The sequence below is a fragment of the Bacillus sp. OV166 genome (assembly GCF_900177675.1).
Classification (GTDB): domain Bacteria; phylum Bacillota; class Bacilli; order Bacillales; family Cytobacillaceae; genus Neobacillus.
Window position 1 is genome coordinate 1867707 of the sequence record NZ_FXWM01000001.1, and the last position, 17693, is coordinate 1885399.

The 17693-nt window shown below is 36.7% G+C and carries 17 protein-coding genes; 12 read left to right on the forward strand and 5 right to left on the reverse strand.

From position 1 onward, the window contains the following. Nucleotides 1–55 precede the first annotated feature (55 nt). The gene (locus CCK98_RS08950; RefSeq protein WP_088086257.1) at nucleotides 56–256 is read right to left on the reverse strand and encodes a YlaI family protein; all 201 of its coding nucleotides are present in this window, start codon (nucleotides 254–256) and stop codon (nucleotides 56–58) included. A gap of 168 nt (nucleotides 257–424) precedes the next feature. On the opposite strand from CCK98_RS08950, the gene CCK98_RS08955 reads away from it, so the two are divergent. Beyond that, nucleotides 425–880: a pyridoxamine 5'-phosphate oxidase family protein gene (locus tag CCK98_RS08955; RefSeq protein WP_088086258.1), complete on the forward strand. Its 456-nt coding sequence runs from the start codon at nucleotides 425–427 to the stop codon at nucleotides 878–880. Between the two features lie 23 nt (nucleotides 881–903). On the opposite strand, the gene CCK98_RS08960 is transcribed toward CCK98_RS08955, so the two are convergent. Next, a complete protein-coding gene (locus CCK98_RS08960; protein ID WP_088086259.1) occupies nucleotides 904–1488 on the reverse strand; it encodes a YhcN/YlaJ family sporulation lipoprotein in 585 nt (194 codons plus the stop codon). Between the two features lie 204 nt (nucleotides 1489–1692). Here CCK98_RS08960 and CCK98_RS08965 point away from each other — a divergent pair, with 204 nt between their 5' ends. Continuing rightward, complete coding sequence (locus tag CCK98_RS08965) at nucleotides 1693–3021, forward strand: PhoH family protein (RefSeq protein WP_088086260.1); 1329 nt, start codon at nucleotides 1693–1695, stop codon at nucleotides 3019–3021. 40 nt (nucleotides 3022–3061) lie between these two features. On the opposite strand, the gene CCK98_RS08970 is transcribed toward CCK98_RS08965, so the two are convergent. Further along, complete coding sequence (locus tag CCK98_RS08970) at nucleotides 3062–3559, reverse strand: hypothetical protein (protein WP_088086261.1); 498 nt, start codon at nucleotides 3557–3559, stop codon at nucleotides 3062–3064. A gap of 223 nt (nucleotides 3560–3782) precedes the next feature. Between CCK98_RS08970 and CCK98_RS08975 the strand changes: the two genes are divergently transcribed. The 3 genes from CCK98_RS08975 (at nucleotide 3783) to pyc (ending at nucleotide 8985) form a co-directional block, all read left to right on the forward strand. Next, nucleotides 3783–4064, forward strand: coding sequence for a YlaN family protein (locus CCK98_RS08975; protein ID WP_088090352.1), 282 nt, complete (start codon nucleotides 3783–3785; stop codon nucleotides 4062–4064). Between the two features lie 203 nt (nucleotides 4065–4267). Beyond that, the gene (locus CCK98_RS08980; RefSeq protein ID WP_088086262.1) at nucleotides 4268–5473 is read left to right on the forward strand and encodes an FtsW/RodA/SpoVE family cell cycle protein; all 1206 of its coding nucleotides are present in this window, start codon (nucleotides 4268–4270) and stop codon (nucleotides 5471–5473) included. A 68-nt stretch (nucleotides 5474–5541) separates the two neighbouring features. Beyond that, on the forward strand, nucleotides 5542–8985 hold the full coding sequence (gene pyc, locus CCK98_RS08985) for a pyruvate carboxylase (protein ID WP_088086263.1): 3444 nt from the start codon (nucleotides 5542–5544) through the stop codon (nucleotides 8983–8985). Nucleotides 8986–9026: 41 nt separating this feature from the next. On the opposite strand, the gene CCK98_RS08990 is transcribed toward pyc, so the two are convergent. Continuing rightward, entirely contained in the window at nucleotides 9027–9935 is a 909-nt protein-coding gene (locus CCK98_RS08990; RefSeq protein WP_088086264.1) for a heme A synthase, read from the reverse strand. Between the two features lie 657 nt (nucleotides 9936–10592). Between CCK98_RS08990 and cyoE the strand changes: the two genes are divergently transcribed. The 7 genes from cyoE to CCK98_RS09025 all read left to right on the forward strand — a co-directional run bounded on the left by cyoE (nucleotide 10593) and on the right by CCK98_RS09025 (nucleotide 17200). Continuing rightward, complete coding sequence (gene cyoE, locus CCK98_RS08995; RefSeq protein WP_088086265.1) at nucleotides 10593–11528, forward strand: heme o synthase; 936 nt, start codon at nucleotides 10593–10595, stop codon at nucleotides 11526–11528. A gap of 111 nt (nucleotides 11529–11639) precedes the next feature. After that, nucleotides 11640–12698, forward strand: coding sequence for a cytochrome c oxidase subunit II (coxB, locus tag CCK98_RS09000; RefSeq protein WP_088086266.1), 1059 nt, complete (start codon nucleotides 11640–11642; stop codon nucleotides 12696–12698). A 31-nt stretch (nucleotides 12699–12729) separates the two neighbouring features. Further along, nucleotides 12730–14601 (forward strand): cytochrome c oxidase subunit I, encoded by a 1872-nt coding sequence (gene ctaD / locus CCK98_RS09005; RefSeq protein WP_088086267.1) that lies wholly within the window; start codon nucleotides 12730–12732, stop codon nucleotides 14599–14601. Next, complete coding sequence (locus tag CCK98_RS09010; protein WP_088086268.1) at nucleotides 14601–15227, forward strand: cytochrome (ubi)quinol oxidase subunit III; 627 nt, start codon at nucleotides 14601–14603, stop codon at nucleotides 15225–15227. The genes ctaD and CCK98_RS09010 overlap by 1 nt, the downstream gene beginning before the upstream one ends. Nucleotides 15228–15231: 4 nt before the next feature. Continuing rightward, nucleotides 15232–15567: a cytochrome c oxidase subunit IVB gene (gene ctaF / locus CCK98_RS09015; protein ID WP_088086269.1), complete on the forward strand. Its 336-nt coding sequence runs from the start codon at nucleotides 15232–15234 to the stop codon at nucleotides 15565–15567. Nucleotides 15568–15709: 142 nt separating this feature from the next. Beyond that, complete coding sequence (gene ctaG / locus CCK98_RS09020) at nucleotides 15710–16615, forward strand: cytochrome c oxidase assembly factor CtaG (protein WP_088086270.1); 906 nt, start codon at nucleotides 15710–15712, stop codon at nucleotides 16613–16615. A gap of 120 nt (nucleotides 16616–16735) precedes the next feature. Then, entirely contained in the window at nucleotides 16736–17200 is a 465-nt protein-coding gene (locus CCK98_RS09025; RefSeq protein WP_088086271.1) for a DUF420 domain-containing protein, read from the forward strand. 57 nt (nucleotides 17201–17257) lie between these two features. On the opposite strand, the gene CCK98_RS09030 is transcribed toward CCK98_RS09025, so the two are convergent. Then, nucleotides 17258–17617 carry a YugN family protein gene (locus tag CCK98_RS09030; protein WP_088086272.1) on the reverse strand — a complete coding sequence of 120 codons (360 nt, stop codon included), beginning with the start codon at nucleotides 17615–17617 and terminating at the stop codon, nucleotides 17258–17260. Nucleotides 17618–17693 lie beyond the last annotated feature (76 nt).

Here is a 17693-nt window from a genome sequence, read left to right on the forward strand (position 1 = left end):
ATGATGGTTTTTGCTTGTCCAGCACCAGCGCCTAGGGACGCTTCCGCTATTCGTTTTACCAATCATCTTCTTCAGATTTCGCACGATATAATCGAAAATTGCCTGTTTCAAATCTGGCATTTGTTTTTTCAGTTATTCTTGTCTTACATTCTTTACACATATATGTATGGATGGGACGATTCCGTAGACGCTTGGCCTCAAACGATTCATCTTCAATCGCTTCAATTTTATCGCAAATTACGCATTTAACTCTCATTAAGACACCTCTTTAACTATTTCTAATAACCGACTGTTTCCTCTAGTATATCATGGCAGAAAGTTTGAATGTAATCAATTGGTTTAATTTGATGAAAGCATGGGATAGTAGTAATATGAGAATATCTGTTTTTAACAGGGTGAAGGAATAAGTAAAGGGGATGTTTTAATGGCAAACCAAGTGGAACCAAGGCTAATCAAGCCTTTATATGATGAACTGCAAAAGGAACGGTTCGTGACAGTGGCAACCGTAGATCATGAAACAGGGGGCCCAAATATTAGTTCTATTTCTTGGGTATTAGCAAAAGATGAAAGTACCATTTATTTTGCAGTAGATAATCGTTCCAGAATTCTTGAAAATTTAATTAATAACAATCAAGTCGTTATTAATATAATTGCTAATGAATCTACATACGCAATTCATGGGACAGCCCAGATAATAGAAGAGAGACTTAAAGATGTACCATTAAAGCTGGCTTTGATACAAGTAGCGATAACTGCAGTAAGGGATGTTATGTTTTATGGATCTAAAATAGTCTCTGAAGTTCAATATGATAAAACATATGATAAAAACGCTGCCCAAAAGTTAGACAATCAAGTTATGGAAGCAATGAGAAAAGCTTAGGAATCCCTAAGCTTTTCTCATTTTTATTTATAGTGATTAGATTGGTCTTCTTGTTCCTTTTCTAGTTTCTTTTTATCCTTTTCAGGAAGCTTTTTATCAGATTTTTCGGTGGCATTTTTAGGGCTTGGAGTAATTAAATCTCCAGGTATCTCAGGCATTAATCGACCTGCTACATCTGCTAGTTCCTCCATAATGCCCTGAATAGGCCTGTCTTTATTTATATCTACTTGTATTTCTTTTAAACGTTGTGTAGTATCAGCATCAGCAACCACCACTGCTTTTGCCCCGTAAGGATCCTTTTTTAAGCTTTCTGCTACAGAATATTTTATTGATCCCACTTGGGAACGATCAATTTTCGCATTTACATCAATTCCGACAATCGCATATCTTCCTAATACCACTGCAGTTGCATCGTTAACATTTGGGATACTTGTCGCCAGCTTAACTAATCGTTTGGAGATTTCCTGCCCCGTTTTTCGGTCAACACTTTCAATGTAGCTGTTTTTTACCTTAACATATGATGCGTTCTCATTGTTTGTTAGTTCCCTTTTTGTACTGCAGCCGGTTAGGATCAGACATAACGCAGTAATAATTAAGGTTTTCTTCATTTATTATCCACCTCCGCATTACTTATAAATAATTGAAATTAAACCTCTTCATACGAATTATTGAATGGTCTCACTAACATTTATTGTGCGGAACTCCTTCTATCTTTATTCCAATAAACATATATTTTACCAAAGTCCAATCTAGCAAAAGGGTTGTTCCGCAATTTAACAAACCTAACAACAAGGAAAGCAGGAGGCGTTGCTTTGAGTAAGATATACGTGTTAGATACAAATGTTTTGTTACAAGACCCGTATTCCCTCTTCTCCTTTGAAGATAATGAAGTTGTTATTCCTGCAGTGGTTCTTGAAGAAGTGGACTCAAAGAAAAGATATATGGATGAAGTTGGGAGAAATGCAAGACATGTTTCGAGATTAATTGATGGACTGAGGGCCTCAGGAAAACTCCACGAGAAAATCCCGCTTGAAAACGGTGGAACCATCAGAATTGAATTGAATCATCGTACCTTTCATGAGCTTCAGGATATATTTGTTGAAAAAACAAATGATAATCGTATTCTTGCTGTGGCAAAAAATTTATTTTTAGAAGAACAAACAAAGGAAAATGGAAAGCCAGTCATTCTCGTTAGTAAGGATGCCCTAGTTAGGGTAAAAGCAGATGCCATAGGTTTAGATGCTGAAGATTTTTTAAATGACCGTGTTGTAGAAATCGATCATATTTACACAGGTTTTTTTGAAGTATTTCTTCCAATAGAATTACTAGGTCGTTTTTATGAAAAAGGGGAGTTAAATCTTTCTGAGATCGCCAATCACCCATTTTATCCAAACCAATTTCTAGTAATGAAAGATGCTCTTGGTAGTTCTGCTTCAGCGATAGGAATGGTAGATAAAACGAGTAAGAAGGTAAAAAAATTAGCATTAAACCAAGAGCATGTTTGGGGGATTCATTCAAGAAATGTACAACAAACAATGGCTATTGAATTATTACTTCGTAAGGATATTCATCTAGTTACATTAACGGGGAAGGCAGGCACAGGGAAAACGCTTCTTGCATTAGCCTCAGGATTAATGCAAACGGAAGATTTCAGGGAATATAAAAAACTATTAGTGGCTAGACCAATTGTACCTGTGGGAAAAGATTTAGGGTTTTTACCGGGAGAAAAACAAGAGAAATTAAGACCATGGATGCAGCCAATCTTTGATAATCTAGAATATCTTTTCAATACTAAAAAGCCTGGTGAACTTGATGCGATTTTAGCAGGAATGGGTTCGATTGAGGTAGAGGCATTAACGTATATTCGAGGCAGAAGTTTGCCAAAGCAGTTTATCATTATTGATGAAGCACAAAACTTAACGAAGCATGAAGTAAAGACCATCCTTACCCGTGTCGGAGAAGGCAGTAAAATTGTTTTAATGGGTGACCCAGAACAGATAGATCATCCATATCTTGATGCCTATAACAACGGTTTAACGTATGTAGTAGAAAAGTTCAAGGATCAAGTCATTTCCGGACATGTTAAATTAATGAAAGGGGAAAGGTCAGGATTGGCACTATTGGCAGCTGATTTGCTGTAAATAATCCTTAAAAGTAAAACGGGTGCCCAAGGCACCCGTTTTATTTTATGATAAAACTCTTAATATTTTTAATGGGACTTTGTTGATTTGAACCATCACCTAAATAGACATGAACGGGACCATCTAACGTAAGTGGTTTACCTTTATCGGAGAAACCCAATATAAAATCATAGGCTGTTTCAAGAGGGTACTCATATTCACCCTCTGTGCTCTGAATTACAAAAGTGTGAGCATCACGAGAAGGCTCCGAATTTAATAAAAAAGGCTTCAATGGAATACCAAAGGTACCAGTTAACACCTTTTCCTTCTCGAATTTCTTTTCAGATTTCAATGTAGGAGGATAAATTGCACCCTCCATAATTTCACGGTCCCAATGCTTAGAAACAGCTTTAGTATATTCATCTAATGAATTGGTACTCTCTAATTTTGTTGAAAAAAAGGTCGTTAAATCAACTCGTCGGTCGTCGAAAATCCACACACCTGGATCAAGTGTGATCGAATATTTCACTTTTCCAGATATGATAATGATATTTTCCATTTTTCATTCCCCCTAAACCCTTGCATAATTAGTATAACTTTTTTTGGGCAAAATGTCATAATAGTAAAAGGAGGTTCCGTAAGAAGATAGAACCTGTCTGAATAGCTGCCGTTTTAAATAAACTCCTTTGTGCAATCCACTTCATAGTTCTTGCAATTTTCCTTTGTAAACGGTAAAATTTATAGATAAGTTGAATTATCGCTCTGAAATGGGGGGATCAATGTTGGCGTCTGAAATGATCGTGAATCACCAGGAAAAAGCATATGCCTTACTTCAGGCTGACGCTGAAAAAATATTAAAGCTAATCAAAGTGCAAATGGACAATCTCACGATGCCTCAATGCCCTCTTTATGAAGAGGTATTGGATACACAAATGTTTGGTTTATCAAGAGAAATAGATTTTGCTGTTCGGTTAGGCTTAATAGATAGTAAAGACGGTAAGGCAATTCTCGATACATTAGAAAGAGAATTATCAGCGCTTCACGATTCATCGTTAAGGAAATAGTAGCAAGGAACTCAAACAATCCATGTTTATTGTTTGGGTTTTTTATTATTTCAAGAAAACAAAAACGGGCTCCATCACTTTCCTTATTTCAGAATATTCTTTATTAAATTGTTGTAACAAATTAACTTTTCCTCAAGTAAAATTGTTTATTTTCTATTATAATAGAGTGATATAAATCAATATTGAAAATGAGGACTTTTTAAATGCTGAAAAAAATATTGAAATCATATGATTATTCATTAATTATTGCCACCATCCTTTTGTGTACATTTGGACTTGTTATGATCTATAGCTCAAGCATGGCTTCCGCAGTTCAAAGGTATGGTTATCCACCTGATTATTTTTACCAAAAACAAAAAGTATGGCTGATGATTTTTACTCTGATCTTCCTTATCGCAGCAATTATTCCATATAAGATCATGATGTTCAAAAAAGTTCTGGTATTGATAGTGCTATCATCTATTTTATCTCTATTAGGATTATTTGTATTTGGGGTAGAAAAAAATAATGCGCAAAGCTGGTACTCAATTGGCACTTTCTTATTCCAACCATCGGAGTTTGTCAAGCTTGCAGCCATCATTTATTTAGCAGCCGTTTATGCGAAAAAGCAAGCCTATATCAATCAATTCAACAAAGGTGTTCTCCCGCCTTTAGTATATCTTTTTATCATATGTGCACTTATCATTTTTCAACCTGACTTCGGTACAGCATCTATTATCATAGCCATAGCTTGTATGATTGTTTTATGCTCTGGGATGAATTTTAAAAGTATCGGTAAATTACTTATTTTGGCGCTTATCGTCCTTCTGCCGCTTATTTTAGTTTCCTGGGGGAAGTTTTTTTCAGACGAACAACTAAGTCGTTTTGCTGTATTAGATAATCCATTTAATGATAAATATGTAAATAATGAAGGTTTTCACTTGGCAAACTCCTATATCGCCATTGGTTCTGGTGGAGTAAATGGGTTGGGTCTCGGGAAAAGTATTCAAAAGCTTGGTTATCTGCCGGAATCACATACGGATTTCATAATGGCTGTAATTGCGGAAGAATTAGGGATTTGGGGTGTAGGATTCGTTATCGTTCTCCTTTTTTATATTGTATTAAGGGGAATTTATATTGGCTTACAATGTAAGGACCCTTTTGGTAGTCTGCTTGCTATTGGTATTTCGAGTATGATTGGGATTCAGACCTTTATCAATTTAGCAGGAGTTTCTGGGCTAATTCCACTGACTGGTGTACCGCTGCCATATATTAGTTACGGAGGATCATCACTCTTGATGCTTGCGGGAGCGACAGGAATACTTGTAAATGTTTCTATGTTCACGAAATATGAAAAAAAATATAAAAATAAACAAGATCAAGTCACTAATAGGAATCAATCACAAGATGGCAAGGTTTTCTATATTTAATCAAAACGCGAAGGACAATATTTGCTTCTTCGCGTTTTTAAAAATACATAGAATATGAGGTGCTTTAAATGACAAGACAGATAAATAAAGTGTTGGTTGCCAATAGGGGAGAAATAGCGATAAGGGTTTTTCGCGCGTGTACTGAACTGAATATTCGAACGGTTGCAATTTATTCGAAAGAGGATTCTGGGGCCTATCATCGTTATAAGGCGGATGAGGCTTATTTGGTTGGGGAAGGGAAAAAACCAATTGATGCCTATTTAGACATTGATGGCATCATTGCTATAGCCAAAAAAAGCGGTGCAAATGCCATACATCCAGGTTATGGGTTTATGTCAGAAAATATTCATTTTGCTAAGCGCTGTGAAGAAGAAGGGATTATTTTTATCGGTCCGTCCATTACACAACTTGATATGTTTGGAGATAAGGTAAAAGCAAGGCATCAAGCAGAGCTTGCTGGAATACCAGTGATTCCTGGTAGTCCTGGTCCCGTAACAGAGGTAAGTGATGTTGAAGACTTTGTGAAAGTACACAAGTTACCAATAATCATAAAGGCCGCTCTTGGCGGAGGCGGGCGCGGAATGAGAATTGTTAAACGCATAGAGGAAATCCGAGAATCATTTGAACGAGCAAAGTCGGAAGCGAAAGCCGCTTTTGGGAATGATGAAGTTTATCTTGAAAAATTAATTGAAAGTCCAAAGCATATCGAAGTGCAAATCATTGGTGATCGGCATGGGAATATTGTTCATCTTTTTGACCGCGATTGTTCTGTTCAAAGACGCCATCAAAAAGTAGTGGAGGTTGCTCCAAGTGTGTCTATTTCTGATGAGTTGCGAGAAAGGATTTGTGCATCGGCCGTAAAATTGATGAAAAATGTTGATTACCTAAATGCAGGTACGGTAGAGTTTCTGGTTTCAGGAAATGACTTTTATTTTATAGAAGTAAATCCACGTGTACAAGTGGAACATACTGTAACAGAGATGATAACAGGAGTCGACATCGTGCAGACGCAAATTTTGGTATCAGAAGGGCACGAATTACATGGTCCAATTATCGGTATACCACAGCAAGAAAAAATTCAAATGAATGGATTTGCTATACAGTCAAGGGTAACAACAGAAGACCCGCTTAATAATTTTATGCCTGATACCGGTAAAATTATGGCCTATCGCTCAGGGGGCGGCTTTGGGGTGCGTCTTGATGCTGGAAATGGCTTTCAAGGAGCTGTTATTACACCGTATTATGACTCTTTATTAGTAAAGCTTTCTACATGGGCTTTAACCTTTGAACAAGCTGCATCAAAAATGGTTCGAAATTTACAGGAATTCAGGATTAGAGGGATTAAAACAAATATCCCGTTCTTAGAGAATGTTGTTAAGCATGAGAAGTTTAGGAATGGCGAATACGATACTTCATTCATTGATACAACACCGGAACTGTTCATTTTCCCATTCCGAAAGGACCGCGGAACTAAAATGCTGTCATACATCGGCACGGTCACTGTTAATGGGTTTCCAGGTATTGAAAAGAAGAAAAGACCCGTATTTCCGAAGCCAAGAATTCCTAATTTACCCTACGATTTAACGTATCAAGAGGGGACGAAGCAAATTCTTGACAAGTATGGTGCCAATGGACTTGTGGAATGGGTCAAGAATCAAAAGCAGGTCTTATTAACGGATACAACATTTCGAGATGCTCATCAGTCACTATTAGCAACCCGTATGCGGACGACTGATATTCTTCATATAGCTGAGCCCTCTGCAAAACTTTTACCTGATTTATTCTCTTTTGAAATGTGGGGCGGAGCAACTTTTGATGTTGCCTACAGGTTCTTAAAAGAAGATCCTTGGGACAGATTGGTAACTCTACGCAGGAAAATTCCAAATGTACTGTTCCAAATGTTAATACGTGGGGCCAATGCTGTAGGATATAAAAATTATCCTGATAATTTGATTCGTGAATTTGTTGACCAATCTGCTTCAGCTGGAATTGATGTTTTTCGAATTTTCGATAGCTTAAACTGGGTAAAAGGTATGGAAGTTGCAATTGATGCGGTGCGTCAAAGCGGTAAAATTGCCGAAGCATCGATATGTTATACAGGGGACATTTTAGATGAGACAAGGATGAAATACAATCTTCACTATTATAAAAGCTTAGCCAAAGAGCTGGAACAACAAGGTGCCCACATCCTAGGAATTAAGGATATGGCAGGTTTATTGAAGCCTGAAGCAGCGTACAGATTGGTTTCTGAGTTAAAGGAAACCGTCAATATTCCTATACATCTTCATACTCATGACACAAGTGGAAATGGCCTATATACCTATGCTCGTGCAATTGATGGTGGAGTGGATATTGTTGATACAGCATTGGGTACAATGGCAGCCTTAACTTCTCAGCCTAGTGCTAATTCGTTATTTTATGCACTTGAAGGGAATCCTCGGAAACCAAAAGTAAATATCCAAGCATTAGAAAAATTGTCGTATTATTGGGAGGATGTCCGTAAGTATTATCAGGATTTTGAAAGCGGAATGATTTCCCCCCACACTGAAGTATATCAACATGAAATGCCGGGTGGGCAATATAGCAATCTCCAACAACAGGCAAGAGCAGTAAGCCTTGGTGAGCGTTGGGATGAAGTTAAAGAAATGTATTCACGAGTAAATAATCTGTTCGGTGATATTGTAAAAGTGACGCCTTCATCAAAGGTCGTAGGTGATATGGCTCTATTTATGGTTCAAAATGATTTAAGTGAGGAAGATGTGCTTTTAAAGGGGCATATGTTAGATTTCCCTGATTCTGTCGTTGAATTATTTGAAGGATTTCTTGGCAGGCCATATGGAGGTTTTCCAGCGGAACTTCAAAAAATAATATTAAAAGGTAAAAAACCACTCGAAGTTCGTCCAGGTGAATTGCTTGAACCGGTTGATTTTGAAAAATTGAAGGAAAAATTGTATAAAGAACTTGGCAGACAGGTAACGGCTTTTGAGATCATTTCGTATGCTTTATATCCAAAGGTATTTATGGATTACATTAAAACGGATGAACAGTATGGAAATATTTCAGTACTAGACACTCCTACTTTCCTTTATGGAATGCGATTGGGTGAAGAAGTAGAGGTAGAAATAGAAACGGGAAAAACGTTAATTGTAAAACTTGTCTCTATGGGTCATCCTCAAGCTGATGGCACGAGGGTCGTTTATTTTGAGTTAAATGGTCAACCGCGTGAAGTCCTCATTAAAGATGAGAATATAAAATCTACGGTGGTATCTAGGCTGAAAGCAGACCCAAAAGACGAAAATCACCTTGCAGCCTCGATGCCGGGAACTGTGGTCAAAGTTGTCGTTGAAAAAGGGGAAAAGGTTGAACGTGGCGATCATTTAATAATTACCGAAGCGATGAAAATGGAAACTACGGTTCAAGCACCTTTTTCAGGCGTTGTAAAGGATATCTATGTCACAAGTGGTGAGGCAATATTAACCGGTGACCTTTTAATTGAATTAACAAAAGCGTAATAAAAAAAGCTGCCAGGGAGTGGGTATCCCTGGCAGCTTTTTTATAGATTATTTTTTTTAGATCTAGAATATAACAAAAGGAAATAACTTAGGACACCAAACAAACAAGTTATAAAGAAGGCGTGCAGCAGGGCGATATACAGATTTAAGCTGCTAAAAATAATCAAAGCTCCTGCAATCACTTGTAATAAAACAAGGATGAATGAAATAATCCAGCCCCAATAAAGAACTTTTTGGTTTTTGTAATGGCGAACAGTTAAATAAAGAATGTAAGTAATCCAGATAAAGATTAATCCAGCAGCGGCTCTGTGTCCCATTTGCACCCATTCGTACATATTGGAAGGCAAGGAAGGAGCGTCATTTAAACATAGCGGCCAGTCTCGACAAACCAGACTTGACTTAGTGTGACGTACGAGTGCGCCAGTGTAGATGACAAGATAACTATAAATGGAAACACCGACAATATGAAACCCCATTCTCTTATCGATATATAGTTTTTCTGCATCAAATCTCTTATCAATTTCAAATATTAGAAGTGTTAATAATAACACAGCAGAAAAAGATACAAGTGAAATACCAAAATGTAATGCTAGTACAAAACCAGATTGTCCCCATTTTACTGCAGCAGCCCCGATTAATGCTTGTAAAAGTAAAAAGAAAAAGGACAGGAAGGAAAGGAATTTCGTTTCTCTAATATGTCCTACCGCCTTCCATGACCAAACAGAAAGAACGAGAACCATCATTCCTACTACACCAGAAACAAGTCTGTGGGCTAGCTCAATAACTAATTCTGGAGTAATTTCCAACGGAAGAAATTTACCGTTACAAAGCGGCCAAGATCTCCCGCATCCCATTCCAGAATCAGTCTTTGTGACTAGTGCTCCGCCAATTAAGATAAATATCATTCCGATGGTAGTAGCAACAGCTAACCATTTCAAAGATCGTCGCAAAAAATTCACCTCTTAAAAAAGTTCAATAATTTGTCATTGGATAAACCTGACAGTATAATAGATTGGAAAGTAATTTGATTATTAAATTCCCTATTAATCATAACGAATAAAGTTGAAAAAGAACAGAAATTAAGTATAGATTTTAAGATAACTAAAATCAATAAAAACAGATGCGGAATAATAAATAGTTTTCACTATTATTATAGTGAAAACCGCAGAAACTTAGCAAATGGTCTGTTAGAAATATATTAGTGTTAGTTTAATTAGAATTATACCTTTTTAGGTGTAAGAGGAATTAACTTTAAATCATGTGAATACAAGGATTTTTTTAAAATTTAGGGGATAATTTGTATAAATGGAACTATACATCCATAAAAATCTAAGATAGTAACGATAAAATGAACTTTGTCACAATTTAGTCTAAAATTATTCAAAAAAAGTTCACAAAAATATCTAAAAGTGTGATTTAATATACAGAGAAAGTGTTTTAATAATCACTATCTTTTTAAGTTGATTGTTTATTAATCGAAAAAAATTAATATAACTTTTCTATCATCGTTCCTTTTTTTACAAATGAGGGCATATATAAATTAAGTATCAATTATCACTTACTTAAATGATGAATATTTGTTATTTAGGTTTAGGAGGAGAAACCAAATGTCGAACTCTAAGGCCTTCGGAGAAGCTGCTATTGATAATGGCGCTGCGAGCTTGCAAGCCAATATAAAAACCTCTGCATGGAAAGACTTTATGGCTCTTATCAAAATTGGGATTGTAAATTCCAACCTTATTACCACCTTTACGGGGTTATGGCTTGCGCTTCACTTTTCAGGACAAAGCTTTCTAAACAATTTAGATATCGTGTTTTTTACAGTAGCAGGATCTTCACTGATCATTGCAGGCTCATGTGCAATCAATAATTATGTTGATCGTGACATTGACCATTTAATGGAAAGAACAAAAGAAAGACCTACTGTAACCGGGAAAGTAGTTCCGATAAAAGTTCTCGTATTAGGTATTTTACTTATTGGACTGGGAACACTGTCTTTATTCTTTACTACGATGACTGCAACAGTAATTGGACTGCTTGGAGTTTTTAGCTATGTTTTCCTGTACACATTATGGTCAAAGCGGCAATTGGTGTCCAACACTATTATTGGGAGCATATCAGGAGCAGTTCCACCACTAATCGGATGGGCAGCAGTAGATGCTAATCTCGATATTATGGCATGGTCATTGTTTGTGCTAATGTTTGTTTGGCAGCCTCCGCATTTTTATGCGCTTGCGATGAGAAGGGTTAAAGAATATAAAGCAGCTGGGATCCCAATGTTACCAGTAGTGAAAGGTTTTAAAACCACAAAAATTCACATCATCCTTTGGGTTGCAGCACTTCAGCCAATCCCATTTTTTCTTACCAAATTAGGAATCCCATTTCTAATACTTGCTATCGTACTAAATATCGGATGGCTTGCATTAGGGATTTATGGATATAGAATCAAAGATGACATAAAGTGGGCAAAACTAATGTTTGTTTACTCTTTGCAATATTTAACTATTATTTTTGTAGCAATGGTTATAGTTACATTAATTTAGTTTTGCATATGATTGTTTCTTGCTTAAATGGAAGCAATCATACTACATACTTCTTTGATCAACCAAATGTTTTAAATAATTTTATTAGTGAAAGAGGGGTTTGATTAAGCTATGAAAAGGCTTGCAAAGTGGCGTTTAATCTCGTTATTTGCGATTTTAGCGCTTGTACTCTCCGGATGTGGCGAACCGTTCCTTTCCACGTTAAGTCCTGCCGGTGAAGTTGCGGAAACGCAATATGATTTAATGAAGTTAAGTACTTTAATCATGGTTGGGGTTATTGTTATTGTTGCGATTATTTTCGTTTTGATTTTGGTTCGTTTTAAAAGAAGGGATGACAGAATACCAAAACAAGTAGAAGGAAGTCACAAATTAGAAATTATTTGGACTGTTGTGCCGATTCTTTTACTATTAATTCTTGCTGTTCCGACTGTGGCCGCAACATTTAAACTTGCAGATGTATCTCCAATGGACAAGAAAAATACAAAGGCACTTGTAATTAATGTTCGGTCACACTTATATTGGTGGGACTTTGAATATCCAGGTAAAAAGATTGTTACAAGCCAGGAACTTGTTGTTCCTACAAATGAAAAGGTATATTTTAACTTGAAGTCATCTGATGTGAAACACTCATTTTGGATTCCAGCAGTGGGTGGAAAGTTAGATACTAATACTGAGAATATTAATAAATTCTGGTTAGAGTTTGACGATAAAAAAGCAAACGAAGCAGGAAATCTTTTCTATGGAAAATGTGCAGAACTTTGTGGTCCATCCCATGCTTTAATGGATTTTAAAGTAAAAGCTATTAGCCGGGACAAATTTGACGCTTGGGTAACTTCGATGCAGAATGTTAAAAAACCACAAAAAGCCCAGACAGCTTCTGCGGCACAAGGGCAAGAACTATTTAATAAAAGCTGTATTGGCTGTCATGCTGTAACACCATCAAACAAAATGCCTGAAACAGCACGTCTAGCACCAAACTTATCAAACTTTGGTGAACGATCTCGTGTAGCCGGTGTTTTGGATCATAATAAAGAAGAGTTAAAAAATTGGATTCGTAATCCAGAAACATACAAACCAGGTAACATGATGACAGGAAAATACCCGGAAATGTCTGAAAAACAGCTAGATGCTTTAGCAGACTATTTAATGGGCTTAAAGGCCCAGCAATAAATGGGGAATTGGTTGAAAGGGAGGTAAAATTGTGAGTACCTATGCTCAAAAAAAGGGATTTGGCGCAACTTTATGGGACTTTTTAACAACTGTTGACCATAAAAAAATTGCCATCCTATATCTCATTGCAGGTGGATTTTTCTTCTTAGTGGGCGGACTTGAAGCAGTATTTATCCGTATCCAACTTGCAGTGCCTAATAATGATTTTGTGAGTGCCGGATTATTTAATGAAATTATAACAATGCACGGAACAACAATGATTTTCTTAGCTGCGATGCCGCTGGTTTTCGCTTTTATGAATGCAGTAATGCCATTACAGATTGGAGCACGCGATGTAGCGTTTCCATTTGTGAATGCATTAGGATTTTGGTTGTTCTTTTTTGGAGGAATATTCCTAAACCTCTCTTGGTTCTTAGGAGGAGCACCTGATGCAGGATGGACATCTTACGCGTCACTTGCACTTCATTCACAAGGACATGGTGTAGACTTTTATATCTTAGGTTTACAGATATCTGGTATTGGAACCTTGATTGGTGGTATTAATTTCCTAGTCACTATCATTAACATGCGTGCACCAGGTATGACCTATATGAGAATGCCGTTGTTTACTTGGACAACTTTTGTCACTTCAGCACTCATTTTGTTTGCATTTCCTCCATTAACAGTTGGTTTAGTTTTAATGATGTTTGACCGTTTGTTTGGAGCGAATTTCTTTGATGCTACTATGGGTGGAAATACAATTATTTGGGAACATCTTTTCTGGATTTTCGGTCACCCAGAAGTATATATTTTAATACTTCCTGCTTTCGGGATTTTCTCAGAGATTTTTCCGATTTTCTCAAGAAAGCGTTTATTTGGATACTCTTCCATGGTATTTGCAACTGTATTAATCGGTTTCTTAGGCTTCATGGTATGGGCTCACCATATGTTTACAACAGGTTTAGGTCCTGTTGCAAATGCCATTTTCGCAGTTGCTACAATGGCGATTGGTGTACCGACCGGAATTAAAATTTTTAACTGGCTTTTAACAATGTGGGGAGGAAGTGTAAAATTTACTACTCCGATGCATTGGGCAATGGCGTTTATTCCATCATTTCTTGCTGGTGGGGTAACAGGGGTAATGCTTGCCTCCGCAGCAGCCGACTATCAATATCATGATACTTATTTCGTTGTTGCACATTTCCATTACGTAATTGTGGGTGGTGTGGTATTTGCAGTCTTTGCAGGTACACATCTATATTGGCCAAAAATGTTTGGAACAATGTTGAATGAAGTTTTAGGTAAAATTACTTTCTGGTTGTTCTTCATCGGGTTCCACTTAACATTCTTTATCCAACATTTCTTAGGTTTATGGGGAATGCCGCGACGCGTTTTCACATACCTTCCTGGTCAAGGATTTGACACTGCTAACATGGTTAGTTCTATAGGTGCTGCGTTTATGGGCTTAGGTGTTATCGTAATGTTATATAACATCATTATGACTTCTGTGAAAAATGTCAAAGTTGGAAATGATCCATGGGGAGACGGAAGAACACTTGAATGGGCAATCCCTTCTCCACCACCGTTTTATAATTTTAAGCAACTTCCACTCGTTCGCGGTTTAGATGCTTACTGGTTAGAAAAAATGGATGGTAAAAAAGGGATGACTCCGGCAGAGCCGCTTGGTGATATTCATATGCCAAATTCATCATTTTTACCGTTTATGATGGCACTAGGATTATTCATTGCAGCCTTTGGTGCAATGTACCATGTGAATGATAAGGCTTGGGCTTTACCAGTATTGATCATCGGATTATTAGTAACCTTTGGCTCCATGTTCTTACGTTCAGTGAAGGATGATCATGGATTCCATATTCATAAAGAGGATTTAATCGATGAGGATGATAAGGGGGTTAAGGCATAATGCACGCAGATGAAAAATTTACTTATGAAACATGGCCTGCTGCGCCGGAAAAATCAACCCTTGAATCAAAAAATAAATTCTTAGGTTTTTGGTTTTTCTTAGGGGGAGAGACGGTTCTTTTTGCCTCCCTATTTGCCACTTACCTTGCATTGAAGGATAAAGTTCCTGATTCAAGTCACCATCTAGCTAAGGATTTATTTGAATTACCATTAACATTTGTAGCGACAATGCTCCTTTTAACGAGTTCATTAACAAGTGTTTACGCAATGTACCACATGAAGAACTTTGCCTTCAAAAAAATGATGGTCTGGCTCGGTCTTACTGCTCTATTAGGTGCAGGTTTCTTAGGACTTGAGGTTTACGAGTTTTCCCATTATGTTCATGAAGGACATACATTTACAAGCAGTGCTTTCGGATCTGCCTTCTACGCACTAGTTGGTTTTCATGGAGGCCACGTTGCATTTGGTTTACTTTGGTGTTTAACATTAATGTTTAGAAATTCCAAACGAGGCTTAGACCTTTACAACGCTCCAAAATTCTATGTATTTAGTTTATACTGGCATTTTATCGATGTTGTTTGGGTATTTATCTTTACAGTAGTATATTTAATGGGAATGGTGGGATAAACTGATGGCTAATCAACAACTAAATTCAGGTAACCCAAGAGTTGACATTGAATATCGTCGCAAGAAAAATGCAGAAGAGATGAGATATCAACTGGTTTCTTTTGCATTGATGATTTTTTTAACTCTCATTGCGTTTGCGGCCGTAGCTATTAAAGGGTTTACTGCATGGTTTACTGTTCCATTTATCATCCTTTTAGCAGTGGTCCAAGTAATATTCCAACTATATTATTTCATGCATATGAGTCATAAAGGTCATGAAGCTCCATCATTATTTCTTTACTCTGGAGTATTGGTAGGAGCAATAACCCTCCTTGCCTTTACTACAATTATTTGGTGGTAATATGTTCAAAAAAGAAAATCGGCTTATGGCCGATTTTCTTTTTTGACCTATCTAAGGGTTGTTTCCATTTTCTTTGCTTTTCGTTTTGGCCAAGGGTATAATTTAGCCAATAATACTTTTAAATCTTAATGAGGTGATTTGGGTGCTTGCATTAGATATATTCGGTTTTAAAGCACTTTGGAGCCCGTATTTTTTACTAATCTTGATAGTCATAACTGTAGGGTATTTTGTCCTTACCACAAAATACAGAAGTTTGTTTCCAGATAGTGAACCATTAAAGAAAACACAAAGTGCTTTGTTTATTTTATCGATGGTTCTCCTTTATGCCATTAAAGGATCTCCTATTGATTTATTAGCACACCTAATGTTTTGGGTCCATATGATTCAAATGGCTGCTTTAGTTTTAGTCGTTCCACCTATTTTTATCATAAGTATCCCTAACTGGGTTTGGAGAAAATTTTTTAGTATCGGAGCAATTAATTCCGTATTTACTTTATTAACAAAGCCACTTATTGCATTGGTAGTCTTTAATGGATTATTTTCCTTTTATCATGTACCTATTATTTTCGATCATGTTATGCAAAATGGGTGGATGCATGCTGGATACTCTATCCTTTTATTTGTTGTAGCAACCTTTATGTGGTGGCCTTTACTTAATCAGCTCCCAGAACATCAGACCTTAAGCGGACTGAAAAAGGTTGGTTATATTTTTGCGGATGGTATTCTGTTAACACCAGCTTGTGCCTTAATCATTTTTGCAGATACACCTATGTATGCAACCTATTCTGATCCCCATGTTTGGGGACAAGTGATGAGCCTATGTGTTGGACCAGCTAACTTCGATAGCTTAAATTTGAGTGGTCCACAACTTTTTAGTTCGATGTCATTAATACATGATCAGCAGCTTGGTGGAGTTTTAATGAAAATTATTCAAGAAATTATATATGGTGTCATTCTTGGTCATGTTTTCTTCGAATGGTATCGTAAAGATCAATCAGACACTGAAAAGGAAATGAAGCAACCATTAAATCCGTTGCTCATTAAATAATCTCCCATACTCCTGGGAGATTTTTTTACTGATAAGCCGTAATTTCTTGGGTATCGTTTGAAAAATAAGGATCGTTGAACTACTATTATTGTAGAATAAAAGAAAAGAGAGGACGCCTATATGAATTCCTTACCGATTTTACCTACTATTAGTACCTCATTTATTGTATTAAGTGCTATAACTGTTGCTATTGGATGGTGGCAAATTAAGCAAAGACATATTGAGGCCCACAAAAAGACAATGTTTTTGGCTGCTATTTTTGCTGTAATCTTTTTTGTTATCTATGCTTCTAGAACCCTCTTTATTGGGAATACTTCGTTTGGTGGGCCAGATAATATTAAAATTTATTATACAATATTTTTAATCTTCCATATTACACTTGCGACGACTGGAGCTGTATTCGGGATAGTCTCTATCATGACAGGATACAAAAACAAACTTTCTATCCATCGTAAGCTGGGCCCGATAACTAGTTTCATTTGGTTTTTTACTGCGATCACGGGTGTTGCCGTATACTTATTGCTTTATGTATTTTATCGAGGCGGGCAGACAACATCTTTGCTAAAAGCAATACTTGGACTGTAAAAATTTATCGCTTCCTAATAATAAAAAGACGCATGAGAACCATGCGTCTTTTTTCGATTATAATGCAAACTTACTTACTTCTGCCTTAACTTCATCGAGAATTTTTTTACATTGATTCACAAGAGAGGTTGGGAAGCTTTCGCCTTCACCATATTCTACACCATGCGGGTAATAATGTTTGCCTAAAAGCGGTGTCATTAATTGAATAGTTGCTTTATCAGCGCCAATATCGCCCTCAACCGCATGACCACGTACACGCAAGTAAAATACCTCTTCTTTTAATTCAAACTTGCGGTCGTATGTAACTCGTTCGTAGTCCCATTGTCCTTCGCGAACTAAACCGTGATCTAGCATTACTTCATCTAAACGGTTTAAGTCAGCCCTTAACTTTTCAATTTCAGTATTCTCGAATTTCATAATGAATCCCTCCTAAAAACAATACCATTGCCCCTATGTTTCCTATTTAAGTAGGAAAGCAATAATAATTCAATTT